This is a genomic window from Pseudoalteromonas atlantica, from assembly GCA_007988745.1.
Lineage (GTDB): Bacteria > Pseudomonadota > Gammaproteobacteria > Enterobacterales > Alteromonadaceae > Pseudoalteromonas > Pseudoalteromonas atlantica.
On sequence record BJUT01000006.1, the window covers coordinates 35,696 to 61,478 of the forward strand.

General features: G+C 41.9%; 28 protein-coding genes. 11 read left to right on the forward strand and 17 right to left on the reverse strand.

What is annotated here, in order from left to right; all coding sequences use genetic code 11:
- Nucleotides 1-71 precede the first annotated feature (71 nt).
- From PAT01_RS04725 to coaBC, 3 genes are all read right to left on the reverse strand, one after another.
- Complete coding sequence (locus PAT01_RS04725) at nt 72-2,831, reverse strand: S9 family peptidase (protein ID WP_154944990.1); 2,760 nt, start codon at nt 2,829-2,831, stop codon at nt 72-74.
- Nucleotides 2,832-2,989: 158 nt separating this feature from the next.
- On the reverse strand, nt 2,990-3,577 hold the full coding sequence (gene slmA, locus PAT01_RS04730) for a nucleoid occlusion factor SlmA (RefSeq protein ID WP_004587943.1): 588 nt from the start codon (nt 3,575-3,577) through the stop codon (nt 2,990-2,992).
- A 97-nt stretch (nt 3,578-3,674) separates the two neighbouring features.
- The gene (gene coaBC / locus PAT01_RS04735) at nt 3,675-4,868 is read right to left on the reverse strand and encodes a bifunctional phosphopantothenoylcysteine decarboxylase/phosphopantothenate--cysteine ligase CoaBC (protein WP_138577868.1); all 1,194 of its coding nucleotides are present in this window, start codon (nt 4,866-4,868) and stop codon (nt 3,675-3,677) included.
- Between the two features lie 144 nt (nt 4,869-5,012).
- Here coaBC and radC point away from each other — a divergent pair, with 144 nt between their 5' ends.
- The 3 genes from radC (at nt 5,013) to rpmG (ending at nt 6,361) form a co-directional block, all read left to right on the forward strand.
- Nucleotides 5,013-5,687, forward strand: coding sequence for a RadC family protein (gene radC / locus PAT01_RS04740; RefSeq protein ID WP_054982295.1), 675 nt, complete (start codon nt 5,013-5,015; stop codon nt 5,685-5,687).
- Between the two features lie 270 nt (nt 5,688-5,957).
- A complete protein-coding gene (rpmB, locus tag PAT01_RS04745; protein WP_154944992.1) occupies nt 5,958-6,194 on the forward strand; it encodes a 50S ribosomal protein L28 in 237 nt (78 codons plus the stop codon).
- An 11-nt stretch (nt 6,195-6,205) separates the two neighbouring features.
- Nucleotides 6,206-6,361, forward strand: a complete 156-nt coding sequence (rpmG, locus tag PAT01_RS04750; protein ID WP_004587947.1) for a 50S ribosomal protein L33 — start codon at nt 6,206-6,208, stop codon at nt 6,359-6,361.
- A 192-nt stretch (nt 6,362-6,553) separates the two neighbouring features.
- Here the strand turns inward: rpmG and PAT01_RS04755 are convergent, their stop codons facing one another.
- The gene (locus tag PAT01_RS04755; protein WP_138577866.1) at nt 6,554-7,522 is read right to left on the reverse strand and encodes a class 1 fructose-bisphosphatase; all 969 of its coding nucleotides are present in this window, start codon (nt 7,520-7,522) and stop codon (nt 6,554-6,556) included.
- 155 nt (nt 7,523-7,677) lie between these two features.
- On the opposite strand from PAT01_RS04755, the gene PAT01_RS04760 reads away from it, so the two are divergent.
- Nucleotides 7,678-10,107: a zinc-dependent metalloprotease gene (locus PAT01_RS04760; RefSeq protein WP_138577864.1), complete on the forward strand. Its 2,430-nt coding sequence runs from the start codon at nt 7,678-7,680 to the stop codon at nt 10,105-10,107.
- A gap of 46 nt (nt 10,108-10,153) precedes the next feature.
- Here PAT01_RS04760 and mgtE read toward each other — a convergent pair whose 3' ends face one another.
- From mgtE to PAT01_RS04820, 12 genes are all read right to left on the reverse strand, one after another.
- Nucleotides 10,154-11,512 carry a magnesium transporter gene (gene mgtE, locus PAT01_RS04765; protein WP_004589080.1) on the reverse strand — a complete coding sequence of 453 codons (1,359 nt, stop codon included), beginning with the start codon at nt 11,510-11,512 and terminating at the stop codon, nt 10,154-10,156.
- A gap of 259 nt (nt 11,513-11,771) precedes the next feature.
- Nucleotides 11,772-12,044 (reverse strand): HPr family phosphocarrier protein, encoded by a 273-nt coding sequence (locus tag PAT01_RS04770; RefSeq protein ID WP_138577862.1) that lies wholly within the window; start codon nt 12,042-12,044, stop codon nt 11,772-11,774.
- 40 nt (nt 12,045-12,084) lie between these two features.
- A complete protein-coding gene (rapZ, locus tag PAT01_RS04775) occupies nt 12,085-12,930 on the reverse strand; it encodes an RNase adapter RapZ (RefSeq protein WP_138577860.1) in 846 nt (281 codons plus the stop codon).
- Between the two features lie 19 nt (nt 12,931-12,949).
- A complete protein-coding gene (locus PAT01_RS04780; protein WP_004589083.1) occupies nt 12,950-13,402 on the reverse strand; it encodes a PTS sugar transporter subunit IIA in 453 nt (150 codons plus the stop codon).
- A 4-nt stretch (nt 13,403-13,406) separates the two neighbouring features.
- Complete coding sequence (hpf, locus tag PAT01_RS04785) at nt 13,407-13,694, reverse strand: ribosome hibernation promoting factor (RefSeq protein WP_154944994.1); 288 nt, start codon at nt 13,692-13,694, stop codon at nt 13,407-13,409.
- 27 nt (nt 13,695-13,721) lie between these two features.
- Nucleotides 13,722-15,221 (reverse strand): RNA polymerase factor sigma-54, encoded by a 1,500-nt coding sequence (locus PAT01_RS04790; protein ID WP_138577858.1) that lies wholly within the window; start codon nt 15,219-15,221, stop codon nt 13,722-13,724.
- 69 nt (nt 15,222-15,290) lie between these two features.
- Complete coding sequence (lptB, locus tag PAT01_RS04795; protein WP_004589086.1) at nt 15,291-16,016, reverse strand: LPS export ABC transporter ATP-binding protein; 726 nt, start codon at nt 16,014-16,016, stop codon at nt 15,291-15,293.
- On the reverse strand, nt 16,013-16,561 hold the full coding sequence (lptA, locus tag PAT01_RS04800) for a lipopolysaccharide transport periplasmic protein LptA (protein ID WP_004589087.1): 549 nt from the start codon (nt 16,559-16,561) through the stop codon (nt 16,013-16,015). The genes lptB and lptA overlap by 4 nt, the downstream gene beginning before the upstream one ends.
- Nucleotides 16,551-17,105: an LPS export ABC transporter periplasmic protein LptC gene (gene lptC / locus PAT01_RS04805; RefSeq protein ID WP_054982305.1), complete on the reverse strand. Its 555-nt coding sequence runs from the start codon at nt 17,103-17,105 to the stop codon at nt 16,551-16,553. Before lptC ends, lptA begins: the two co-directional genes overlap by 11 nt.
- Nucleotides 17,102-17,653, reverse strand: coding sequence for a 3-deoxy-manno-octulosonate-8-phosphatase KdsC (kdsC, locus tag PAT01_RS04810; protein WP_096042313.1), 552 nt, complete (start codon nt 17,651-17,653; stop codon nt 17,102-17,104). Before kdsC ends, lptC begins: the two co-directional genes overlap by 4 nt.
- Nucleotides 17,654-18,625: a KpsF/GutQ family sugar-phosphate isomerase gene (locus PAT01_RS04815; RefSeq protein WP_004589090.1), complete on the reverse strand. Its 972-nt coding sequence runs from the start codon at nt 18,623-18,625 to the stop codon at nt 17,654-17,656.
- A gap of 2 nt (nt 18,626-18,627) precedes the next feature.
- Nucleotides 18,628-19,596 carry a calcium/sodium antiporter gene (locus PAT01_RS04820; protein WP_154944996.1) on the reverse strand — a complete coding sequence of 323 codons (969 nt, stop codon included), beginning with the start codon at nt 19,594-19,596 and terminating at the stop codon, nt 18,628-18,630.
- A gap of 254 nt (nt 19,597-19,850) precedes the next feature.
- Between PAT01_RS04820 and PAT01_RS04825 the strand changes: the two genes are divergently transcribed.
- From PAT01_RS04825 to murA, 7 genes are read left to right on the forward strand one after another with little or no spacing between them, the layout of a single operon-like run.
- Nucleotides 19,851-20,654, forward strand: a complete 804-nt coding sequence (locus PAT01_RS04825) for an ATP-binding cassette domain-containing protein (protein ID WP_004589092.1) — start codon at nt 19,851-19,853, stop codon at nt 20,652-20,654.
- Complete coding sequence (mlaE, locus tag PAT01_RS04830) at nt 20,654-21,433, forward strand: lipid asymmetry maintenance ABC transporter permease subunit MlaE (protein ID WP_024033330.1); 780 nt, start codon at nt 20,654-20,656, stop codon at nt 21,431-21,433. Before PAT01_RS04825 ends, mlaE begins: the two co-directional genes overlap by 1 nt.
- A gap of 13 nt (nt 21,434-21,446) precedes the next feature.
- Nucleotides 21,447-21,995: an outer membrane lipid asymmetry maintenance protein MlaD gene (gene mlaD, locus PAT01_RS04835; RefSeq protein WP_004589094.1), complete on the forward strand. Its 549-nt coding sequence runs from the start codon at nt 21,447-21,449 to the stop codon at nt 21,993-21,995.
- Nucleotides 21,996-22,000: 5 nt separating this feature from the next.
- Nucleotides 22,001-22,681, forward strand: coding sequence for an MlaC/ttg2D family ABC transporter substrate-binding protein (locus PAT01_RS04840; RefSeq protein WP_138577854.1), 681 nt, complete (start codon nt 22,001-22,003; stop codon nt 22,679-22,681).
- Nucleotides 22,674-22,967 (forward strand): STAS domain-containing protein, encoded by a 294-nt coding sequence (locus tag PAT01_RS04845; RefSeq protein WP_138577852.1) that lies wholly within the window; start codon nt 22,674-22,676, stop codon nt 22,965-22,967. Before PAT01_RS04840 ends, PAT01_RS04845 begins: the two co-directional genes overlap by 8 nt.
- 5 nt (nt 22,968-22,972) lie before the next feature.
- Nucleotides 22,973-23,230 carry a BolA family protein gene (locus tag PAT01_RS04850; protein WP_004589097.1) on the forward strand — a complete coding sequence of 86 codons (258 nt, stop codon included), beginning with the start codon at nt 22,973-22,975 and terminating at the stop codon, nt 23,228-23,230.
- A 13-nt stretch (nt 23,231-23,243) separates the two neighbouring features.
- Nucleotides 23,244-24,503 carry a UDP-N-acetylglucosamine 1-carboxyvinyltransferase gene (gene murA / locus PAT01_RS04855; RefSeq protein ID WP_004589098.1) on the forward strand — a complete coding sequence of 420 codons (1,260 nt, stop codon included), beginning with the start codon at nt 23,244-23,246 and terminating at the stop codon, nt 24,501-24,503.
- A gap of 145 nt (nt 24,504-24,648) precedes the next feature.
- Here murA and PAT01_RS04860 read toward each other — a convergent pair whose 3' ends face one another.
- Nucleotides 24,649-25,731: a trypsin-like peptidase domain-containing protein gene (locus tag PAT01_RS04860; protein ID WP_154944998.1), complete on the reverse strand. Its 1,083-nt coding sequence runs from the start codon at nt 25,729-25,731 to the stop codon at nt 24,649-24,651.
- Nucleotides 25,732-25,783 lie beyond the last annotated feature (52 nt).

The following is a 25,783-nucleotide window of genomic DNA, read 5'->3' on the forward strand; positions in this document are numbered from 1 at the left end:
ATTGATTTATACAATATCGGCTTTTTAGTATTTAAACCAAACTCTTAACTAAGTGTTATTGCGAATGGGTTTTACTCTTCAACGAACGGTTCACCTTCTGTCATCCACTTAGCTGCTGGCTTGCCTTTTAAGTAATGGTCAAAGTACTGCATCATACGCACTGAAAAATCGACCTGATTAGGAAACTTTTTCAAATGATGTGGTTCACCTTCGTATTGTAAAAAGGTGGCGTCTTTACCCGCACGGCGCAGGGCTAAGTAATATTGCACGCCTTCGTGCCAAGGCACTGCGTCGTCTTTGTCTCCAAACATAATTAAAATAGGGGTATTTACTTTATCGGCAAAAAACACTGGTGAGTTTTCGATGTATAGCTCGGGTGCTTCAAATAAATTTTTACCTATGCGGCTTTGTCCTGTTTCGTACTGAAATTGACGCGCAAGGCCCGACTTTAAACGTATGCCGCTGTATGCGCTGGTCATGTTTGATACCGGCGCGCCCGATACAACCGCTTTAAACATATCTGTTTGGGTGATCATAAACGCACTTTGATAACCTGCCCATGAATGCCCTTGTAGGCCTATTTTATCTGGGTCGGCAATGCCTAAATCTATTAATTTTTGGGTAGCGTTTATCATGGTTTGCGTTGACGATTTACCCGGGTGACCTATTTCAAAGCGAATATCAGGTAAAAATACCGCATAACCGTTTGAGGTAAACATAGGGAAGTTAGGACGATGATTTAGCTCCATTTTAGGAAAGTCATACATGCGCTGGCTCATATAGCGGTAAAAATACACAACAACGGGTACTTTATCGCCTTTTTTGTAACCTGCAGGTTTAATTAATACCCCTTGTAAGTCTTCGCCGTCAAAGCCTTTGTAGCTAATTAGCTCTGGCTTTTCGCCCCAGGTAAAATCCGCCATTTGTGGATTTAAGTTGGTGACTTTTTTAGGCGCTGCAAAGCTAAAGTCGCTTTGGTAGTAATCAGGAAACTGATGATATGTTTGCTCGGTAAAGAGGTATTTATCGGCATGCTTTGCTTTTTTAACTACATCAATACGTTTTTTGCCACTCAGTACATTAGTAACCGTTTGTGAGGCTAAATCAAGCTTGGCTACTTCACGTTGCTTTGATTGTAAGTTAACGGCTGATACAAGTAATGTATCGTTTTGGGCAAAGCCTACGTGGTTTTTATCAAGCTTAATAACGCGATATTGCGTATTGCTTGGTTTACCATTAGTTAAACGCTCAGCGCGTTGAGTGTTGACATCAAACGCCCAAATATCGTATTTGCTATAAACCAATACTTGGCTGCTGTTATTTAACCAACCGGCAAACCCATAACCAGGTTGCGGTGATGGGTAGTCGTGTTTGTCATCGGCAAACGTGGCATTAATAGCTTTGCTAAGAGCGGTAACTTTGTTGGTTTTTAAATCTTTAAGTTGTACTTGGCTTTGTGCAAAGTAGGCTGCGTAGCGCCCATTAGGTGCAAGGCTTGGTGTAAACGGTGAGTTTTTAATAATGGGAGTTTGCTCACCGGTATTAATGTTTATGCTGTAGTAGTCGGCAAAAAAGCCACCGTACATAATTTTTTCTAGGTGGGCTTGGTTAGAGTAGCCTAATACACTTTGGCTACGATTAGTGTTAAGCGCTAAATCGCTGACTTTTTCATTGCTTAGTTGTACTGCTTTTTGGCTTTTTAAATGAAAAACAGCGCTGTAATGGCGGTTTTTATTAACCTTGTTCCACTGTTGCTCTTCTCGTGGTTTTATTTGGGCATCGTTGTTGTGCCACACGTTTAGCGCTTTATATTCACGAATCGTGTCAAAGTCATACAGTGATGCTTCATCGGTGTACTCTTTTGCTTTTATTTTAGCGGCCAGTTTGGGGTGGTTTTCAAAATATAAGCGCTCGCCATTTTCAGACCAGCTAATCGATGCTGTTTTACCTATAACCCATTCTTTATTAGGGGAGTCGATAGTGCTAAGGGTGTTATTTTGCCAAAGCTTTAGAGAGTATTGTCTGCGACGCTCATCATCGTTTACGTAGTTACCGAGGTTAAATGCGGCTATTTCTTTATCAGGGTGCCAACTAATTGATTGTGCAACCACGCCTGGCTCATCAATTAATACGCTTTGCGCAAAGTTATTATTAAGTTCAAGCAGTACAAGCTGATTGTTGTTGCCATCACTAAAGCTTTGGCTGGCAAGTAGCTGAGCGCCATTTGGACTTAGCGCATAACTAAATACATTGTTTAAGCTGTGGGTGGTGCTGTTTTTTAAGTTTATTATTACTAGCTCAAAGCTTTTATCTTTTTTATCTGGTGTGATAGCGCTTTTTTCTTTGCTGTTCTCTTCAGCAGGTGTGTCTTTTTCTGCTTTTTTATCAACTCGATAAGCAAGCCACTGGCCATTGTTACCTAAAACATAGTCTTTTACGTCGGCAAATTGCTGTTTTTCGCCGGTTTGGGTATTTACTAAAATGAGGTTGTTTTTAAGTGATGACTTTTTCTCGCTGGTCTCTTGCTCAAGCAGGGTGGGTACTTGTGTAAATGCCACCCAATTAGCCGCTTTGTTAATAAAAGGCTTAGTGCCGCGCTCCACGGTGCTAATGAGGGTGTTTGTTGTTAAGTCATAAACTTGCCCATTTGCATTGCCACGGTAAGGCTTAGCGCTAAAGCTGAGGATTTTACCATCATCTGAAAGTTGGGTGCTTTTTGCGTACTTAAAATCGAATACGTCTTTAAATTCTAACGGCTTTTGAGCCCAAGCAGCCGGGCTCGCTAAGCTTGCAAGCAGTGCTGAGCTTAAAAAGGTGAGCGTTGTTTTCATTATTGATTCTCGTTTTTCACAGTACTTTTAATGTAATAAGTATTGTAGCGAGTTTGGTTTATATTTCGAGCGGATCAGATAAGCGGTATAAGAAAAGGGACGAAAGGGTAACCGTTAGCGCGAATAACTAGCGCTAACGGTAAAATAATAAAGTAAGGTTATAACCAAATTTTTTGTAGTTCAGGCCATTGTTTTTCAAATTGCGAACTTGGCTTTACTTTAAAGTCGCTGCGCACAAACTGGTTCATTTTACCTTCAACATAGGCTAGTAAAAAGTTAGCAAGGGTGAGTTCGTCACTTTGAAAGGTTTTACCTTCACGAAGTTTGCGCTCGCGCAGTACTTGTTTAAATTGCGTTTCTAGCTTTTCGAATAGCCCTTGTACACGTTCGCGTAAACGCTCTTGCTCGCCTTGTAGGGCGTCGCCGGTAAGTATGCGTGTAATACCTGGGTTTTTTTCTGCAAACGTTAGTAGCAACAACAAAATATTATAAACGCGTGTTTGGCTTTCTTTTTCGTTTTCTAAAATAAGGTTAATGCGCGATAAAAGCGTGTCTTCGATAAACTCTATTAGGCCTTCAAACATACGTGCTTTACTTGGAAAGTGACGGTAAAGCGCAGCTTCAGACACGCCCACTTCAGCAGCAAGCTTTGCAGTTGTAATCCGTTGTCCTGGGCTGGTTTCTAACATTTGCGCGAGGGCTTGCAGTATTTGCTCTTTGCGATTACTTCTTTTTGTCGCAGGCATGAACCTTCCTTTTTTATTTGTTATTTTTAGCTGCTAATCATTTTTCGTTCAAATGAGTGGCTTATGTTAATGTTTTATTCAGTTTGTTTCCAGCACTTTATAGTTGCTTGGCAAGTTGTTTAATTACCTCAAGAGCAATGCGTGTTTTACTATTTACCGCCAGTGCTAACTGCTCATTTTGCCAGTAAAGTGTTAAAGCATTGTGATCTGAATTAAACCCTAAACCACTTTGCGATACATCGTTAGCGCAGATCATATCGAGATTTTTATTTTTAAGTTTACCCTTTGCATAGCTCTCTACATTTTGCGTTTCAGCAGCAAAACCCACAGTGTAAGGGCGGTTTTGCGTTAAGTTTGCCACGGCGGCTATTACATCGGGGTTTTTAACAAGGGTGAGGGTAAGCTCATCGCCTTGTTTTTTCATTTTTTGAGTCGCTACATTAGCCGCTCTATAATCGGCTACGGCTGCACAACCAATAAAAGCATCAGAGAGTGGGGCATAGGTTAATGACTCATTTAATAGCTGCTCAGCGCTTTCAATGTTTATTAAATTAACGCCAACAGGGGCTTTGATAGTGACAGGCCCTGAAATTAAATTGACATGAGCACCAAGCTTTAAAGCGGCCTCAGCCAGGGCAAAGCCCATTTTTCCTGAGCTGTGATTAGAGATAAAACGCACAGGGTCAAGCGGCTCGCGGGTTGGCCCTGCCGTAATTGTAATGGTTTTACCTGCTAATAATTGCGGCTGATCTGTAGCAGTGCACAAAGCCACAAGCTCATGCGGCTCTAGCATGCGCCCAGCTCCTACATCGCCACAGGCTTGCTCGCCTTTGCCTGGGCCCCAAATAAGTACGTCACGTGCTTTTAAAGTGGTTAAATTTGCTTGTGTTGCAGGGTGTGCATACATTTGCTGGTTCATTGCTGGGGCTATTGCCACTTTAGCAGGGGTTGCCAGTAATAGTGTGGTAAGTAAATCATCGGCTATGCCTGCGGCCATTTTGGCAATGGTATTACTCGTTGCAGGCGCGACCAAAATTAAATCAGCCCATTTGGCAAATTCTATGTGGCCCATTGCGGCCTCTGCTGAGGGGTCAAGTAATGAATCAGACACCATTTCACCACTCACCGCTTGCATGGTTAATGGGGTTATAAAATGCTTAGCTGACTCGCTCATAACTACTTTTACTTCGCAACCTGCCTCTTTTAAGCGCCTAACGAGCTCGGCACATTTATAGGCTGCGATGCCGCCGGTGATACCAAGTACGATTTTTTTGTTTGTTAAGTTAGTCATGAGTGTTTTTTGCTTGAGTGTATATGCAGGCTAAAATAACAAATCTTTGTGCTTTGAGCTAAGTTTTTAGGATTAAATAATCAGGCTAATTTTAAAAATTGCATTACAGTTATAAGACTGTTTTTTAATCATCAAGGATGAATAATGCAATTAACATCGTTACCTAACTCACTTCGCCCACGCGAAAAACTCATTGAAAAAGGCCCTAAAGCATTGACCGATGCTGAGTTATTAGCGATATTTTTGCGTACGGGCTTACCCGGTATGAATGTGATTGAGCTTGCACAGCACCTGCTTAACGAAAACAAAACATTGCATAATTTATTTAACGCCAGCCAAGATGAGTTTTGCGCACAAAAAGGGTTAGGGATGGCAAAATATGTGCAATTGCAAGCGGTGCTCGAGCTGAGTCAGCGTTACATGCAGGAGCGTTGCCAGCGCGATGCGGTGTTTAATTCGCCAAATGCGGTGTATGAATATTTAACGCTGCAAATGCGCGGGCTACAGCAAGAAGTGTTTATGGTGCTTTATCTCGATAGCCAAAACCGTTTAGTAAAAGACGAAATTTTGTTTTATGGCACGATAAACTCAGCCAGCGTTTACCCCAGAGAAGTTCTAAAAGCGGCCTTAAAAAATAATGCTGCGGCCATTATTTTGGCACACAATCACCCAAGCGGGATTGCCGAACCAAGCCAAGCAGACAAACTTATCACTAATAAATTACAACAAGCACTGCAATTAGTAGACATAAATGTGCTTGATCACATCATTGTAGGAGGAGAAACGTGTGTTTCTTTTGCACAGCGAGGCTTGATTTAAGGTTGCTTGATGAATAAGTGTGTTAAAAATGAGCGGTTTGGACGGTTTTAGCAAATTAGTTTAATTTAAATGCAGTTTTTACTTTCCCTAAGGGCATTCGATCTTTATAATTAGCCGCTATCAAATTTACATATGAGCTGGTTGGATAGATCAGTATTTGATCTTTGCCTGTAAAAGCTGTATAAAGAGCGCCCTTCGATTTATCTAGGGCACAAATACATGGCCTTAGGTTAAATTAAGCTCGAGCGAAGTTATTGGAGATATATAGACATGTCTAAAGTATGTCAAGTTACAGGTAAGCGTCCAACGGTTGGTAATCACCGTTCACACGCGAGAAACGCGACTAGACGTCGTTTCCTACCTAACCTACAAACACACCGTTTTTGGGTTGAAAGTGAAAAACGTTTTGTAACACTACGCACTACTACTAAAGGTATGCGTATTATCGATAAAAAAGACATCGACGCGGTACTTACAGATATCCGTGCTCGCGGCGAAAAAGTTTAAGGAACTGAATCATGCGCGATAAAATCCGTTTAGTTTCAACTGCTGGTACTGGTTTTTTCTACACTACCGACAAAAACAAGCGTAACATGCCTGAAAAGATGGAAATCAAAAAGTTCGATCCTAAGGCTCGTAAACATGTGATTTTCAAAGAAGCTAAAATCAAGTAATTTAGTTTTCTTTCAGAATTGTAAAAACCCAGCTTATGCTGGGTTTTTTGTTTTTAGCACTTATCAATATTAAACAGCCCCTAAAATATTTTATTAAATCAACAGATATAATTTAGGCATAAAAAAACCTTGCAGGTAAAACCCACAAGGTCATTATTTTTACAGCTTACTGTGCCGGCAATAGCAACTTGTTTACTTATGGTATCCCAAGCACGTTTCTACTTCGTTTTTAGAGCCTAATATTACCGCCACACGCTGGTGGATTGCATCGGGTTGAATATCCATAATACGCTCAGTACCCGTAGAAGCGATACCACCTGCTTGCTCAACTAGCATAGCCATGGGGTTGGCTTCGTACAGCAAACGTAGCTTATTAGGTTTGTTTGCATCTTTGGTGTCGGTTGGGTAGGTAAATAAACCACCACGGCTAAGTACACGGTGCACATCGCCAACCATAGCGGCAATCCAGCGCATGTTAAAGTTTTTAGCACGTGGGCCGGTATCGCCAGCGAGTAAGTCATTAATATAGTTTTGCATTGCTGGCTGCCAATGACGCTGGTTTGACGCATTAATGGCAAATTCGTTTGTATCAGCAGGGATAGTGGCAAAGTCTTGTGTTAGTAAAAAGCTACCTTGGGTTTTATCTAGCGTAAACATGCGCGTGCCTTTACCTGTAGTAAGTGCAAGCATAGTTGATGGGCCGTAAAGCACGTAACCTGCAGCAACTTGTTTGTGGCCTGGCTGCAAAAATATACTTTGATCGGCGGCATCTGAGCCTTCTGGGGCTTCCATAATTGAAAATATAGTACCCACTAGCGAGTTAATATCGGTATTTGATGAGCCATCAAGCGGGTCAAACGCCACAATGTATTTAGCGTCTTGGTTGCCAGCTACTGTGTAATCTTCTTCTTCTGAGGCGATGGCTTTAACTGACCCAGACTCGAGTAAAATATCTTTTAAAAGCTGATTAGATAATACATCGAGCTTTTTTTGGGTTTCGCCTTGAATGTTTTCATCAAGCGTTGAGCCTAATACGCCAGAAAGCGCACCTTGGCCAACACGAAACGAAATTTCTTTACATGCTGCTAAAATGGTTCTAATTAACGATAAAAGTTCTCTAGGACAACCGTCTTCTAGTAATACTGGTGGGAGTCTACGCATTCTATTTTCCTGATAACGTGTACTAGCTAATCTAAATGTGAGAGAGATTAACTTAGTGCGCTGAATTTCGTCTTAAATACCTGTATTGTTTAAATAGCACTGTAATAATGGTGCCACCTAATTGTACTTAAAACGCCAATAACAAAGATAAGATTATGAAAAAAATACCACTAATAAGTTACATATTCTTTACTGTGCTGTGCTCTATGATAACCCAAGCGCACGCAGCAATTAAGCCTATAGATGAATTTACTGCGCAAATGAATCACTTTCCTGGGTACTTTTCGTTTTACTACGATACTCAAAACGGCAAAGTGTTTTTAAAAGTAGATAAATTAGAGCAGCAATTTTTGCTTCAGCAAAGCTTACCCTATGGAGTTGGCTCTAACGATATAGGCTTAGATAGAGGCCAACTTGGTAACACGCATTTAGTTCAGTTTGAGCGTTTTGGCGATAAAGTAATGTTGCGCGCGCTAAATACATATTATCGCGCTAATACCACTAACAAAGCTGAGCAGCAAAGTATCAAAGAGGCCTTTGCATCCAGTATTTTAGCGGGCTTTAAAGTGGTAGCGCAAAGCGAAAAAGCGCTCCTGATTGATTACACACCTTATTTATTAAGCGATGTACACGGGGTAAGCCGTACGCTTGCAACGCGCAAGCAAGGCAGCTTTAGCCTTGATGAATCACGCAGCGCTGTATATATGAATCGCTCAAAAGCGTTTGTAAAAAACACCGAGCTTGAAGCAGTATTAACGTTTAAGGGCACTAAACCAGGTAAATTTGTGCGCCAAGTAAGCGCCGATGCATACGCACTTACTGTACATATGCACCACTCACTTATTAAATTACCTGATGATAAATACACGCCACGTAAATTTGACCCGCAATCAGGGTATTGGAGCATTGAGCACAAAGACTATGCAGCCCCCCTTGGTGAATCTATGTTTGTGCGCTATATACCGCGTCATCGCTTAGCTAAAAAAGATCCAAGTTTACCGATTAGTGAACCCGTAGAGCCCATTACTTACTACCTAGATCCTGGCGTTCCTGAGCCGGTTAAAAGCGCGTTACTTGAAGGCGGTAAGTGGTGGAATGATGCCTTTAGCGCAGCAGGCTATAAAAACGCATTTATAGTCAAAGTATTGCCGAGCAATGCTGATCCTATGGATATTCGCTATAACGTTATTCAGTGGGTACACCGTGCTACACGCGGATGGTCTTACGGAAGCTCTGTTATAGACCCTCGTACCGGCGAAATACTCAAAGGGCATGTAACACTTGGCTCATTGCGTGTACGCCAAGATATTTTAATTGCAGAAGCCCTCGGTGCGCCTTATTTAAAAGGTAACGAGGTGGCTAAAAATTTACAGGCAATGGCACTTGATAGGATTCGCCAGTTAAGTGCACACGAAATTGGCCATACGCTGGGCATTGCACATAACTTTGCAGCCTCGGTGGGGGATAGAGCGTCAGTTATGGATTACCCGCACCCACTACTTGGCTTTAACGAGCAAGGCGAGCTTGATGTAACCCGCGGCTATGCAAGCGGTATGGGCGTATGGGATACCCAAGTTATTAAATATGGTTACAGCGACTTTACTCATCAAGATGAAAGTGTTGAGCTTGCAACAATATTAAAAGAGAACAAAACGAAGGGCCTTGAGTTTATATCTGATAGCGACGCACGCGCAAAGGGCGGGGCACACCCTACAGCGCACTTATGGGATAACGGTACTAACCCAGCGCAAGAGTTACTTAGAGTGCTTGATGTACGTAAAAAAGCGCTTTCGCAATTTGGTATTAACAACATTAAAACGGGCGATGCACTCTCGCAGTTAGAAGAAAAACTCGTGCCGCTTTATTTATTTCATCGCTATCAAGTAGAGGCTGCAGTTAAGCTAATTGCGGGGGTTAACTACGAATACGAAACACGTAACGACTCACCTGCTAAGGGCGCACAAGTGGTTGCAAAAGCGCAGCAGCAATCGGCGCTTAGTGCTATTTTAACAACATTAAAACCGGCTAATTTAATTTTGCCTGAGTCGGTATTAGCGCTTATTCCGCCAAAAGCGTATGGCGAGTCTAAATCACGTGAAAGCATAACAGGGCGTACGGGTGTAACACTTGATGCGATGGCCTTGCCAGAAGTAGCTGCGCAGCATAGTTTATCGTTATTATTAAACCCACAGCGTTTAAATCGTTTAGCTCAACAACAAGTACGTAATTCTAATTTTTACAGCTTAGATGAGCTGCTAGAGCAGCTTTACAGCCAGGTGTTTAATGTGTCATCACCTAATACAATGAAAGGCAAAATCACCCAGCGGGTGCAATTTTTAACTGCAAAAAATATGGCTGATTTAGTCACTAGTGACAAGGTAAGCCCAGAGGTGCAGGCGCAGTTACGTTTCTACTTGGTAAAATTAAGCAAAGAGTACAATCAAAACTCAATGTTAAGTAATACCAGTGTAGGAGAAAGCGCGTTTAAACAGTATTTAGCAGAGCAAATAAAACAGTTTTTAAAAGTAGGTAAGTGGCCTGAAAACTTCAGTGGTTTACCAATGCCACCGGGCTCACCAATTTAATTATATGTTTTAGTGTGTAGTGGCTACTTAACCTGAGTTCAGGTTGTTAAATAAGTAGCCACGTTGCGGTGCCTAAAAAGGCAAAAATACCGACAATATCAGTCACCGTTGTAAGTACAACACTACCGGCAAGTGCAGGGTCTATATTCATTTTTTTCAATAAAATAGGAATACATGCGCCAGCAACACCAGCCACTACGAGGTTCATAAACATTGCAAATGCGAGCACGCCGCCAAGCATAAAATCCCATTGCCAAAGCGCAATTACACTGGCTATAAGTATTGACCAAATAACCCCGTTTAATGCGCCTATCGCCAGCTCTTTAGCCATTAAAAATCGTTGGTTAGTTTGGTTAATATGGCCCACGGCAATACCGCGAATAACCAGAGTTAAAGATTGGCTACCTGCTACACCACCCATTGAGGGCACAATGCCATTGAGTACAGCTAAAATAGGTAATATATCTAAGGTGCTTTCAAAAAAGCTGGCCACAAAGGCGGCAGCTAAGGCAGTGAGTAAGTTAACACCAAGCCATACTGAGCGTTTTTTTGAGCTTTTTAAAACAGGTGCAAAGGTGTCTTCTTCATCATCAAGACCGGCAAGGCTTAATAAGCTGTGCTCTGCATCTTCACGAATAACATCAACAATATCATCAATGGTGACACGTCCAAGCAAGTGGGCGTTATCATCGACTACAGGGGCCGATATCCAGTTGTGGCGCTCAAATAACTGAGCAACTTCACTTTCATCCATCGAAATAGGGATAGACTCACAGTCTTCATCCATTAAATCTTGAACAATTTTTTCAGGCGGATTAGTTAACAGTGTACTAAGTGACAATGCACCTAAAAAACAGTTATGTTTATCAACAACGTATAAATCATCGGTGCCCTCTGGCAGCTCACCGCGTAGCCTAATATAGCGCAGCACAACATCAAGTGTAACGTCTGGGCGAATGGTCACCGTATCGGTGTTCATTAGCGCGCCTGCAGAGCGCTCTTGGTAAGATAAAGCCTGTGTAGCGCGTTCGCGGTCTTGCGTATCCATAGCGCTAACCACATCTTTGTACACGGTATCAGGTAGGCTACGCAGGACTTCACCTAAATCATCGTGGCCCATATCCTCAGTGGCCGCGGCAATATGCTCAGGTTCCATTTGTGCAATGATACCTAAACGTACATCTTCAGAGAGCTCTTCTAGCACATCCCCTTGCACATCTGGGTCAACCAGTTGCCAAAGCATGCGTCTAATTTTATGCGGAGAGGATTCAAGCAGCAGTGCTGTATCACAAGGTGCTGTTTTTGCTAGCATGCGTCTTACTTGAACAAATTGCCCACTATTAAGTGATTTAGTCACTTGTTTTAGTTGCTGTAGTGGGTAGTCTTGTTCAAACGCTTCTGGCATTGGCATCCTAAATATTTTTGTGTAATGGAAAGGTGTTTAGTAAGTGGTGTTGCCCACTGTCATTTTCTTTATTTTTTGTGCTAAACCCAATGCTGGGACTAAATTAGTGTTTAAAATTAAGTAACCAAATTTAGCAGGGGCATGGCTTTATTACCCTAAATTAAAGCACTAAATTAGGCGAGTCGGAATACCCTAATTTACTAAATCTTTATAGTCTAGCCTGATAAGTCTTTAACTTATAAGGCTATGATGCTTTAAATTATTCTTGTTCGTTAAATCGTTGTACAATTAATTGCCCAACCGCATGCAAAGCTTGCTCTGAGTCAGGGCCTTCACAGACTACTTTAACTTCTTTACCTTTACTGCTTTCAAGTAGCATTAAAGCCAATACGCTGTCGCCTGCGGCTTCTTTATCATCTTGGTGTAAGGTGATTTTAGCATCAAACTGCACAGCTAATTGCGCAAGGACCGTTGCCGCTCTGGCGTGTAAGCCTAATTTATTTTTTATTAAAAATGTGTCTTCACAGCGCATAAATTACTATACCTAAACTGAACAGGTTATTATTTTAAGGTTACTTTTCTTGCTCACGATGACGAATTTTGACATTCGGATGCGTCATAGCAAAGCTCTCACCAATGGCTTGCGCTAAATAAACCGAGCGGTGTTGACCACCAGTACAGCCAATTGCAATAGTGAGGTAACTACGGTTATTACGCTCTAAGTGTGGCAACCAAGTTTGTACAAAGGTTTGAATTTGCCAAGTGAATTTTTGGACTATGCTGTGATTTGCCAAAAAATCTTTTACTGGTTGATCAAGGCCCGTAAGCGGTTTGAGTTCAGGCTCCCAGTGGGGGTTTGGCAAAAAGCGAGCATCAAAAACATAATCAGCTTCTTTAGGTATGCCGTGTTTAAAGCCAAACGATTCAAACGTTACAATAAGTTGCTTATCTTTTTTACCCAGTATTTTTTCGCGAATTGACTCTGCTAATTGGTGCACACTTAAATCGGTGGTATCAAGCATAAAGTCAGCGCGCGTTACGAGCCCATCAAGCAGTTCTTTTTCTTTTTTTATTGCTAAATCAAGCGGCAGCGAATCGATGGATAAAGGGTGTAATCTGCGTGTTTCTGAAAAACGTTTGATCAGTGTTTGATCATCACTATCTAAATAAAACAGTGTGGGTTTAGCAAAGTCAGGAAGGTACTCGAGAATATCGTTAAATTCGTCTTGTTCTTTGGGGATATTACGAACATCTATACTAACGGCTATTTTGTCATAGTTATCTGAAACACTTCGCACTAAAGAGGGCAGTAAGTTGACCGGAATATTATCTACGCAATAATAGCCTAAATCTTCAACCACGCGTAAAGCAACCGACTTACCTGAACCAGAACGGCCGCTTATGATAATTAACTCCATTTATAGCCCTTAATATTTACTACGATTGATCAACAATTACTTGATACAGCTCAGCATCGGTTTTAGCACTGCGCAGCTGTTTACAAAATTCTTTGTTGCTCAGTTTATCAGCTATGGTTGCCAGAGTCTTTAGGTGCTGTTGGTTATCGCCATCTGGTACGATGAGTGCAACAAAAATATCAACAGGGCAGTTATCAATAGCGTCAAAGTTAACAGGCGTGTCGCTAACAAGTACTAAAGCCAGCGGCTCTTCTACGCCACCCATTCTGCCATGAGGAATGGCGATACCCCGGCCAATACCAGTACTGCCTAGCTTTTCTCTGCTTGCCAGCGCATTAAGAATATCTTGTTGTGGTAAGTAGGGGAGCTTTTCATGAGCTAGCTCACTGATAAACTCTAAAATTCTTTTTTTACTACTAAAAAGGACCGCAGCTTTGCTGCAGTCCTGGCATACTAATGTACTTAATTTCATAATATTAGTGTCTAGCAAGCTTCTCTTTATGTTTTATGACTTGACGATCGAGCTTGTCAATCAACGAGTCTATAGCGGCATACATATCTTGGTGCTCTGTTGAGGCAAATAAATCTGCGCCACTTACATGAATAGTCGCTTCTGCTTTTTGGTTGAGTTTTTCTACATCGAGAATGACATGCACATTGCTAATATGATCTGAGCGCCTTTCTAGCTTTGCAAATTTATTATTTACATAGTCTCTAAGTGAATCAGTTACTTCTACGTGACGACCAGTTAGGTTTAGTTGCATAAGCATTTCCTCTTTGTTTTTTACGTCTTATATCAAACTCTTTCTCTGATTTGACGGTGGAATAGCTAGCGATTCACGGTATTTTGCTATTGTGCGTCTAGCTACTTTAATTCCTTGCTCTGCCAATATATCCGCAATTTTACTATCACTCAATGGTTTAGCTGAGTTTTCCGCGGCAATTAGCTTTTTAATTAGGGCACGTATTGCGGTTGATGAACACTCACCGCCGTTTTCAGTGCTTACGTGGCTTGAGAAAAAATACTTAAGCTCAAAAATACCACGTGGCGTATGCATATATTTTTGCGTAGTAACACGCGAAATTGTCGATTCATGCATTTCTACCATTTCAGCAACATCGTTTAAAACCATTGGCTTCATTGCTTCTGGGCCATGTTCAAAAAATGCCTGTTGCTGTTTTACAATACAGTTTGTTACCTTAAGCAGCGTGTCGTTTCTGCTTTCAAGGCTTTTTATAAACCATTTAGCTTCTTGTAAGTGAGAGCGAATAAATTGGCTATCACCACTTGATTTTACGGTACGTGACATAGCCGCGTACTGACTATTTACGCGTATTTTTGGCATGCTATCTGGGTTTAGCTCTACCACCCAGCGGCCTTTTATTTTTTTAACCGACACATCCGGTATTACATACTCCGACTCTTCCCTTACTATTGTATCTGCAGGTTTTGGGTTGAGGGTATGTATTAGGGTCATGACCTCTTTAAGCTCGTCTTCTTTAAGCTTAGTCTTTTTCATTAATGTACGATAGTCGCGTGCCGCTAATAGATCAATGTGATCGGTTAAGATCATTTTAGTTTGTTCTATAAAAGGGGTGTCTTTATCAAACTGGTTTAGCTGAATACACAAGCACTCTTGTAAACTGCGCGCGGCTATACCTACAGGGTCAAATAACTGAATACGCTTTAAAACGGCTTCTATTTCGTCAAGTTCAACTTCAACTTCGTCATTGTTTTCTTGGTTAAAGCTCTCTAAAATTTCTTCGCAACTTAGCGTTAAAATACCCGAGTCATCTACAGCTTCTACAATGGCAATAGCAATGGCTTCGTCAGTTGGGCTAAAAGGAGTAAGCTGAAGCTGCCACATTAAATACTCATGTAGCGTTTCAGTAGAGGCACCTTGATAAATAGACTCATCTTCCGGCATTGGGCCTGAGGATGCCGCAGGGGCTGCGCTCATGTACTCATCCCAGGTTACATCCATTGCCATATCATCGCTAACGGTGTCTTTATTTAAAGCTTCGCCACTGTCTTGCTCGTACTCGCTGGTTGTATCGTCAGCCGATGCGCTTACGGTTACATCATCCGTATCTGCTTTTTGTTCATTTTTTCCAGCCGACTCTTCCGTGTAATCTTGCTCTTCTACTTCTAATAGCGGGTTGCTATCAAGTGCTTCTTGTATTTCTTGCTGGAGATCCAATGTACTGAGCTGCAGCAAGCGAATCGCTTGTTGCAATTGTGGAGTCATTGTAAGTTGCTGGCCCATGCGCAGCTGTAATGATTGCCTCATGTATCTCTAACAATCCTTTTATGTTGTTATAATTAATATTAGCAGATGCTTGTAGGTGTGGCTTAAATGTTACAGCCTAAATTGCTCGCCTAAATAAACATCGCGTACAGTTTTGTCATTTAATACGTGTTCTGGGGTACCAGATGCAATTAGCTCCCCATGAGAAACAATGTAGGCTTTTTCACAAACATCAAGGGTTTCTCTTACATTGTGATCGGTAATTAATACGCCAATGCCACGGTTTTTAAGATGTTCTATTATTTTCTTTATATCTAACACTGAAATCGGATCAACACCAGCAAAAGGCTCATCCAATAAAATAAATTTGGGGTTCGCTGCCAGTGCTCTGGCAATTTCTACACGGCGGCGTTCACCACCAGAAAGCGCCATACCTTGGCTATCGCGAATATGCTGAATACTAAATTCATCAAGTAAGTTGTTGAGCGTTTCTTCTCGCGCGGCTTTATTGAGCTCTTTACGCGTTTCTAAAATAGCCATTAAGTTTTGATAAACTGTCAGCTTTCTAAATATTGATGACTCTTGCGGCAAATAGCCAATGCCTAAGCGGGCGCGGCTGTGCATAGGTAATAACGTAATGTCGTTATCATCAATAGAAATTTTACCTTTGTCGCTAGGTACTAACCCTACAATCATGTAAAAGGTGGTGGTTTTACCTGCGCCATTAGGGCCCAATAAGCCAACAATGCTGCCGGCTTCTACCTCAAGGCCTACATTTTTTACAACTTGGCGGCCTTTATAGCTTTTTGCTAATAGTTCTGCTTTTAAGGTGCTCATGGTTGACCTTCGTTACCTGTTTTTTCTTTAATTTTTGCTTCAACAGGCACTAAAATTGTGTGGACACGATCCGTGGAGTTTTCGTCTTTTTCTGCGCTAATAAGCTGCTGCTGCATATCGTAGGTAATACTTTTAGCATTAATTTTTTGACCGGCTTGTGCGACTTCAGCATCGCCAACAAGCGTTAAAAAGCGCTTTGCTACGTCGTAACGTACTTCGTTTGCACTGGCGCTCATTACGGTACCATCGTCTTGTTTTTCTTCGAAGTAGGCTGGGCTGCCAGTGGCAATAAGGAGTTGTTTGTTATCCCCTAAGTCTTCACGTTTATGTACTTCGAGTCGGTCGGCTGTAATTTTGCGATTGCCATGCACAATTTCGACGTTCTTTTCAAAAATACCTACGTTTTCTTTAAGTTGGCCTTCTTGACGGTCTGCACTAATAGAAATTTGATTTGCTGGCGGTTGAGCAGCAGGCTCAGCAGCAGAGGCGCTAAATGCAAGCATTAGCGATGGGATAATAAGTATTTTAGTGAGTTTATTGGTCATAATATATTGTTCGCGTATGGTTAATTAGTTTTATTACTTCGGTTTTTAAATCGGCTTCAAGGCCTTTACCGACAATTTTTAAATTAGGCCCAGTGACAACCACTGGCTGCTCAGAGCGCATTGTTAGCGCTTTAATGTCGACTTCGATGTTATCGGCATCGATGTTATCTATCATGGCATTATCAACTAAATTTTTAGCAACCACATTGCCTTCTAAAATAAGTTGCTTATCTTCGTAAAGCGTTGCTTCGTCTGCATTTATTCGCCATGTTTGCTTTTCGTTATACAAGGTGAAAATAGGTTTTTCAAAAAATGTAAAACCAAGCTGTTGGTACAGCTCCATTTTAGCCGCAGTGACTTTATGGCTTATTTTGCCTTGCTCGTCATAGGCTGTTTGCTTAAGCTCTATAGCGGTGTAATCGGGCTTTGCGATTACTTCAGGTTCTTGCTCTGGCGCTACATTGGTTTGGGTAAAATAAGGGTACCAAAGCCAAACCATACAGCCGATGAATAACGCACTGAGTATAACGCGTGCTGCATTCATGAACTGGTGCCTTGTGTTGTAAGCGCTATGCCGTTCTCTAGCATAAGTAAATCTGTGAGCTCTCTAACGGCGCCAAAGCCGCCAGGCATTTGCGTAGTGTAATGCGATAAGCGCTTAATTAGTGGGTGTGCATCGTTTACTGCAACGGCAAAGCCAACGCGCTCCATTACTGGCATGTCAGGGCCATCGTCACCAATATAGGCTATTTGTTCATCAGTTAACTTTAAAGTGTTTTTGAGTTCTTGATAAGCAATAAGTTTGTCTTCTTGGCCTTGATAAATGTGCTGCACGGTTAAGCTGCTCATGCGAGTTTGCACTATTTCTGAGTGACGCCCCGTAATGGCCGCAACTTCAAAACCGCTATTGATCAGCGCTTTAATGCCAAAACCATCTTTTGTATTAAATGCTTTTAATTCTTCGCCTTGGTTACCGAGGTAAATTCGGCCATCAGAAAATACACCATCAATATCGCATATGAGTAGTTTTACTTTTTTGGCGCGTGCTTTGGCATCATCGCTTAGCGGTTGATAGAGATCTTCAAATTGCATTTATAATACTCCTGCTTTTAAGAGGTCTTGCATATTTAAGGCGCCTATTGGCTGGTTTTTATCATTGACAACAATTAAACCATTAATACGTTTATTTTCCATTATGTTTAGGGCTTCAGCTGCAAGTATATCGGCTGTGGCAGTTGTGCATGACTTAGTCATAACCTGGCTAATAGCGGTGCTATGTATATCCACTCTTTGCTCTAAAATACGGCGTAAGTCACCGTCGGTAAAAAGGCCAGCAAGCTGTTGATTGTTATCTACAATAGCGGTCATGCCCAGCCCTTTGGCTGACATTTCTATTAACGCGTCTTTAATTGTTTGCGTTACACCTATAATAGGGGTGTTTGTGCCGCTGTGCATTACATCTTTTAAAGTTAGCAACAATCGCTTACCTAAACTGCCGCCAGGGTGAGAGAGTGCAAAGTCATCGGCGGTAAAGCCGCGTGCTTCTAAAAGCGCAACCGCCATTGCATCACCCATTGCTAAAGTAGCAGTGGTGCTTGCAGTAGGCGCTAAACCTAATAAACAGGCTTCTTGTTCTACTTTTATGCATACGTGCACATCGGCAAGTGTAGCCATAGTAGAAAGCGGGTTGCCCGTCATCGATATTATTTTTGCACCAAGGCGTTTAAGCACCGGAATAATATTAAGTACTTCGCTGGTTTCGCCCGAGTTTGATATAAGCATAACCACGTCATTTTTGGTTATCATGCCTAAATCGCCATGGCTTGCTTCGCCTGGGTGAACAAAAAAAGCAGGGCTGCCTGTACTTGCAAGGGTAGCAGCAATTTTATTACCAATATGGCCTGATTTACCCATGCCAATAACAATAATCCGGCCTTGGCAATCAAACATGAGCTGACACGCACTATGAAAGTTTTCGTCAACGTATTGTGTAATATCAGCAAGCGCTTGGCGTTCAATGTTTAATACGCGTAAACCTTGCTCTATAAAATTTAGTTGTGCCATTGTTACCCTACTTGACTAAAAATATAACCTTGGTACGCCAAAAATGCCATGAGTAATAGGCCACCTTCTACTCTATTGATACGCTGAGAACCTCTAAAGTTCAATGACATAATAATAAGCGCAAGCGTAGCACCTAACATAATAAGTATGTCGCGGTTTGCAAGTGACGGGTCAACCACTGATGGGTTAATAATACCTGCAAGTGGTAATACCGCTAAAATATTAAATATATTTGAGCCCACAATATTACCTAGGGCTAAATCATCTTCGTTTTTAAGTACACCCGCTACAGAAGCTGCAAGTTCAGGCAAGCTTGTGCCAATGGCGATAATGGTTAAACCAATTACTAAGTCGCTTAAACCAAAGTATTTAGCAATATCGACTGCTGAACCAACTAAAAAGTGTGAGCTAACAGGTAATAAAACCATGCCAACAATTAGCCATAAAACGGCTTTCTTAGTTGGTACATCGTTAGGAACCTCATCGCAGGCTTCTGAAACAAAAGGGTCATCTTGATTTTTTGCGCGCAAAGAAACCACAATCAAACCGCCAATAAACACAGCAAATGCAACTAGCAACGCCACCCCTTCGGTGAGCGAGAAGTAGTTGTCTGAAAATACATACCACGTAGCCAAGGATACCAGCATAACAAGCGGCATTTCGCGTTTTAAAGTGCTTGATGACACACTCAAAGGGCGTAGCAGCGCAGTAATACCTAACACAAGTAATATGTTTGTTATATTTGAACCTACCGCGTTACCAACCGCTGTGTCGGTTTTATTTGCCAAAGCAGCCGAGGCCGATACCATCATTTCAGGGGCCGAAGAACCCATAGCAACAACCGTTAAGCCAACAATTAAAGTAGGGACTCCAAAGTTTTTAGCAAGCGCTGCCGCACCGTATACAAATCGGTCGGCGCTCCACACAAGTGCAGCAAAACCAAGAATTAAAATAACAAACGAGGTAACCATTATGTTAAGCCAGATGTTCAAAATACAGATGGCGCGAATAGTAACAAAAGCCAACATGAAAGTATAAGCAAAAGAGTAGGGTCTACTATTGCAGTGCGTGAATTTTATGCGCTTAAGCAAAGGTTAAGGCAATTTACTTCAGCCTTAGAGCGCTTTTTGTAGGCGTATTACAAAATCTTACGAATTGTTTTTTCCATCTTGGCTAAAAAACCCTTAAAATAGGAGCACGAGTGAACATTGTTACGGAGAGCGACTTGTCGCAATCAATAGTAGAAGTCAAGGATGTTAGCTTTTCGCGAGGCGATAGAACCATATATAAAAATATGAGTTTTAGTGTTCCTAAAGGTAAGATAACAGCGATTATGGGGCCAAGCGGAATTGGCAAAACCACAATGCTACGCTTAATTGGTGGGCAGCTTAAGCCTGACGCCGGCGATATTTTATTCGAAGGTGGCAGTATTCCTAGTATGTCGCGTAAAGAGTTATATGCGGCACGAACCAAAATGAGCATGCTGTTTCAAAGCGGTGCGTTATTTACTGATATGTCGGTTTTTGACAACATTGCATTTCCTCTGCGAGAGCACACCAAGTTAAGTGAAGCGTTAATTAAACTAGTCGTATTAATGAAACTGCAAGCGGTGGGTTTACGCGGTGCTAAAGATTTAATGCCTTCTGAGCTTTCTGGCGGTATGGCCAGACGAGCAGCACTTGCACGTGCTATTGCACTGGACCCAGAACTTATTATGTATGATGAGCCTTTTGCCGGCCAAGACCCAATATCTATGGGCGTATTGGTAAAGCTTATTAAGTCGTTAAATGAAGTGCTAGGTTTATCATCCCTTATTGTAACCCACGATGTGACGGAGGTAATGAGTATTGCCGATCACGTTATTATTATTGCCGATCAAGGCGTAATAGGGGCTGGGACACCGGATGAAATGCGTAATCATGAATCTCCATTAGTACAGCAGTTTTTAAAAGGGTTATCGGATGGACCTGTGCCATTTCATTATCCTGCACAAACGTATGCTGATGAGCTGTTAGGAGAAAACGCTTAATGTTGGATTTATTTCAAAAGTTAGGTCATAAAACGCTGGGGCGTTTTGCTGCATTAGGGCGCTCTGCCAACATGCTTTTTAATGCATTGTGGAATGTACCTAACTTTAAAAAAGGCACACCGCTGTTAGTGCGCCAACTTTATATGGTTGGTTCGCAATCATTATTAATTATTATGGTGTCGGGTTTGTTTATTGGTATGGTGCTTGCGCTGCAAGGTTACACTGTATTGGTTGGCTATGGCGCCGAAGACAGCCTAGGCCCATTAGTTGCGCTTAGTTTATTACGCGAACTAGGCCCTGTGGTTACAGCGCTATTATTTGCTGGGCGCGCTGGAAGTGCGCTAACGGCAGAAATAGGTTTAATGAAAGCCACCGAGCAACTCTCTTCACTAGAAATGATGGCCATTGACCCTCTCAAGCGCATTATTGCACCGCGCTTTTGGGCAGGTTTTATTAGTATGCCATTGCTTGCACTTATTTTTTCTGCGGTTGCCATTATCGGTGCTCATTTAGTTGGGGTTGATTGGTTAGGCGTAGATACCGGCAGCTTTTGGTCGATAATGCAATCGCAAGTATCGTTTCAAGAAGATGTATTAAACGGCATGATCAAAAGTTTTGTATTTGCCATGGTAGTGACCTGGATTGCGCTTTATAAGGGCTACGACTGTATCCCAACCTCAGAAGGGATCAGTAAAGCAACAACAGAAACAGTCGTACACTCATCACTGGCAGTATTAGGGTTTGACTTTATTTTGACAGCGGTAATGTTTACCAGCTAATAGGGTATAGATAATGAATTCACGGAAATTAGAGATTTTAGTTGGCTTTTTTGTCGCATTAGGCATTTTAGCGTTTGCAATGTTAGCACTTAAAGTGGCTAATTCGGGTATTAGCGGGTCGGGTGAAACCTACACGCTAAATGCAAAGTTTGAAAATATCGGCTCACTTAAAGCGCGTGCACCGGTAAAAGTAGGCGGTGTAGTGATTGGCCGTGTTGAATCTATTTATGTACACCCACAGGAGTTTTTGCCTGTGGTAAATATGACGATAGATGCACAGTATTTATGTCGTTTTTCAGACACTAGCTCAATCTCAATTTTAACATCGGGTATTTTAGGGGAGCAGTACTTAGGTATTCACCCTGTTATTTCTCCTAATGCAGCAGAGCAGCGCTGTTTAGGTGAAACAGTGACCGAAAACGCACAAGATCAAGCAATCGATGAGTTATTTGGCGTAGAGAGCAAAGCGTTAGGTGATGGTGATTCAATCACAGATACTAAGTCTGCACTTGTTTTAGAAGAGTTAATTGGGCAGTTTTTATTCAACCAAGGTAGTGAGTAATTATTATGTTGAAACAGTTTTTAGCCGTTATTGCACTTGGTGCAACCCTAGCTGTGCAAAGTGTTAGCGCAGCCGAAGTTAAACTGACAGATCCTAACAAAATGGTGCGTCAGGTAGCAGAGCATACATTTGAGCGCATTAAAAAAGATCAACCGCTTATCACTAAAGATAAAGAGCACCTTCGTGTTATTGTAGAAGAAGAGCTGATGCCTTACATAGACTACAAATATGCAGCACTTCGTGTGTTGGGTAGTGAAGTGTCTAAAGTGCGTGCAATTACCGATGAAGCCGAAAAAGCCGAAGCAATTAAAGACATCCAAGAATTTATTGGCGCGTTTAGAGCCTATTTAGTTGCTACTTACGCGGGGGTATTTACTCAATACACTGACCAACATGTAGAATTTGGCGCAGAGCAACCATTTAAAGGCAAAGATGTAGTTGTAGTAAAAACTAAAATTACAGAAGATGGCAAGCCTGACATAAAAATTGATTTTAAAGTGCGTGAAGATCGCAGCGGCGAGTGGCGCGCATACGATATGATTGCAGAAGGAATTAGCTTACTCGATGCAAAACAAAGTGAGCTACAAGGTATTTTACGCCAGCAAGGTATTGCACACGTAAGCAAATTACTAGAGCAAAAGAGCCAGTTACCTGTGCAATTTAGAGGCAACAACAGCAATGACTAAATTGGCAATTAGCCAAGTAGATGAGCAGCACTATAGGGTAAGTGGTGAACTTACCCGCAGCTCAATTGGCAATGAACAGCTTCTGAACGCCAAGTCATTAAGTAAGCATAAAACCATCTATTTTGACCTTTGTGAGGTAATGAGGGTTGACACAGCGGGCTTAGCTTGGTTAATTCACTCTTTTGCTGAATTTAAGCAACAGGGCACACGCCTTGAATTGCAAAATCCACCTGAGCAATTGCAAAATTTAATGCTGTTGGGTCAGGTAACAACTTTATTTGAGTGAGAGTTATGGAAACTAGCCAAGTCGAAACATTATTACGCGACGAACTTCAATTATCTGAAGTAAAAGTAAAAGCCAATGGTAGCCATTATGAAGTAATTGCAGTAGGTGAGTGCTTTGACGGTTTAAGCCGCGTTAAAAAGCAACAGCTAGTTTATGGCCCATTAATGAATACTATTTCAGACGGCACAATTCACGCTGTATCAATTCGTGCATTTACGCCAACTGAGTGGAAGCGTGAACAAAAATTTATTTTACCTCAATAGTTAAGGCCTCTTAATGGATCAGTTTGTAATTCAAGGTGGCACTTCACTTGCGGGTGAAGTAACTATTTCTGGCGCTAAAAATGCCGCATTACCAATTTTGTTTGCCGCACTGCTTGCCGATGGTAAAAGTACATTTACGAATGTTCCTCGCCTTCGCGATATTGTGACCACTGAGGCGCTTTTAAGCACCTTAGGCGCAACTGTAAATTGGCAAGGCGATACACTGTATATTGATGGCGCAACCGTTAATAAAACGCTTGCTCCTTATGATTTAGTTAAGCAAATGCGTGCCTCTGTTTTGGCGCTTGGGCCTTTAGTGGCGCGTTTTGGTGAGGCGCAGGTATCGCTACCTGGTGGCTGTGCTATAGGTGCACGTCCGGTTGATATACATATTCAAGGTTTAGAGCGCATGGGCGCACAAATAAACGTTGAAAATGGTTATATCAATGCAAAGGTAGAAGGCCGCCTTAAAGGCGCTGAAATTTTCATGGAAATGGTCAGTGTTGGCGCAACCGAAAACTTACTAATGGCCGCAGCACTTGCTGATGGTAAAACGGTGCTTGAAAACGCAGCTCGCGAGCCCGAAATTATTGACCTGGCCAATTGCCTAATTGCTATGGGTGCAAAAATTACTGGTGCAGGTACAAGCCGTATAGAAATTGATGGCGTAGAGCGTTTAGGCGGCTGTGAGCACAGCATTTTACCTGACCGCATTGAAACGGGCACTTTTTTAGTTGCAGCAGCGATGGCTGCAGGCGAAGTACTTTGTAAAAAAACAGATTTTCATTCACTTGAGCCTGTTATTGAAAAATTACGTGCCGCGAATGCATTAGTTGAAGTAAACGATGACAGCATTTATTTAGATATGCGTAATCGTGAGCTCAAAGCCGTTAATATTAAAACCATGCCACACCCTGGTTTTCCAACCGACATGCAAGCGCAGTTCACCGCGTTAAATGTAGTGGCTAATGGTAGTGCAACAATTACCGAAACCATTTTTGAAAACCGCTTTATGCACGTACCAGAGTTACAACGCATGGGCGCTAATATTCGTTTAGAAGGGCACACCGCTATTTGTGGTGAAACGCAAAGTTTAAGTGGCGCACAAGTAATGGCAACCGATTTACGCGCCTCTGCAAGCTTAATTTTAACCGGTATTGTGGCGCAAGGTGAAACGGTAGTCGATCGTATTTACCACGTAGACCGAGGCTATCAACGCATTGAAGATAAACTCAGTGGCTTAGGTGCCAATATTAAGCGCAGAAGTAGCTAATACCCATTCGCAATAATATTTATTCGCTTTAGGGTGAGAGCACACTTGCTCCTAAATTAAGCGCTGGGTTAAACACAGTTTACTTTAGACATAAAAAAAGGTCGGATACGCGTATTGCTATCCGACCTTTTTATTGCCATTTTGGTTAGAGTTTAGTTTCGAGCTCTGCAACTCTAACCATTATTTTTTCTACTTTACCGTCTCGGTACAGCTCAAATTCTATTTCTTTACCGGGCTGTGTATTGCCTATTTTTTCGAGTACTTTTTGCGGGTTGGCGACACTTAACCCTGCAATTTTAATAACGATGTCTTGCTCTTCAATGCCAGCTTGCCATGCAGGGCCTAATGGGTCTAAATTGGTGATTCGCATACCAGCAACCTCAGTAAGGCTGTCGTTTACCTCTTTGCCAGTGCTATCAACCGCAGTGCCTTCAAAGCCTAAATAGCCACGTACTACACGGCCATGGCGTATTAGCTTTGCCATTACTTCTTTAGCGAGCGAATAGGGAACAGCAAAAAATATTCCTTGGATATTAAGATTTTCACGAGTTTTAAACTGCGCAGACGTGATCCCCACTAAATCCCCATTTGAATTAACCAAAGCACCGCCAGAGTTACCTACATTTATAGCAGCATCCATTTGTAGTAAGTTGTTATAAGGGCTATCGGTAATTTTTTGTTTACCGGTGGCACTAATTATACCTTGGGTGATGGTTTGCCCTAAATTGAGTGGGTTACCAATGGCCAGCACTACATCACCTACACTGGTGGTGTAATTATCGTTTACGGGGATCACCGGCAGGTGGTCGGCGTTAATTTTTAATAAGGCTAAATCGGTAATGGTGTCAAAGCCAATTAACTGCACATCAAAAAAGCGTCGGCCATCGGTTAATATAACCAAGATTTGATCTGCATTATTTATAACGTGGTAGTTAGTTAATATGTAGCCATCTTGCGCCATAATTACGCCAGAGCCAAGCTCTTGAACGGTGTTTTGTTGCTTATATCGAGGCTCTTTAGAAATGCTTTCTGAAAAAATAGTTACTACCGACGGTGCAGCACGTTTAACCGCGTCAGCAAAGCTAAGGTGATTTGAGCTCATAGCACTGGGCAAGGGAACATTAGGGAGTAAAGAGGCGCGCATATTAGGGCTGAAAAAAACCACTAAAAAAGCGATACCTAAACCGACAAACAAAGGGGGAAGTACAAATTTTAGTAATTTCAGCACGAGATTCTTATTGTTAGTGAGCAATTCTTTATGATGGCACAAAAAAAATAAC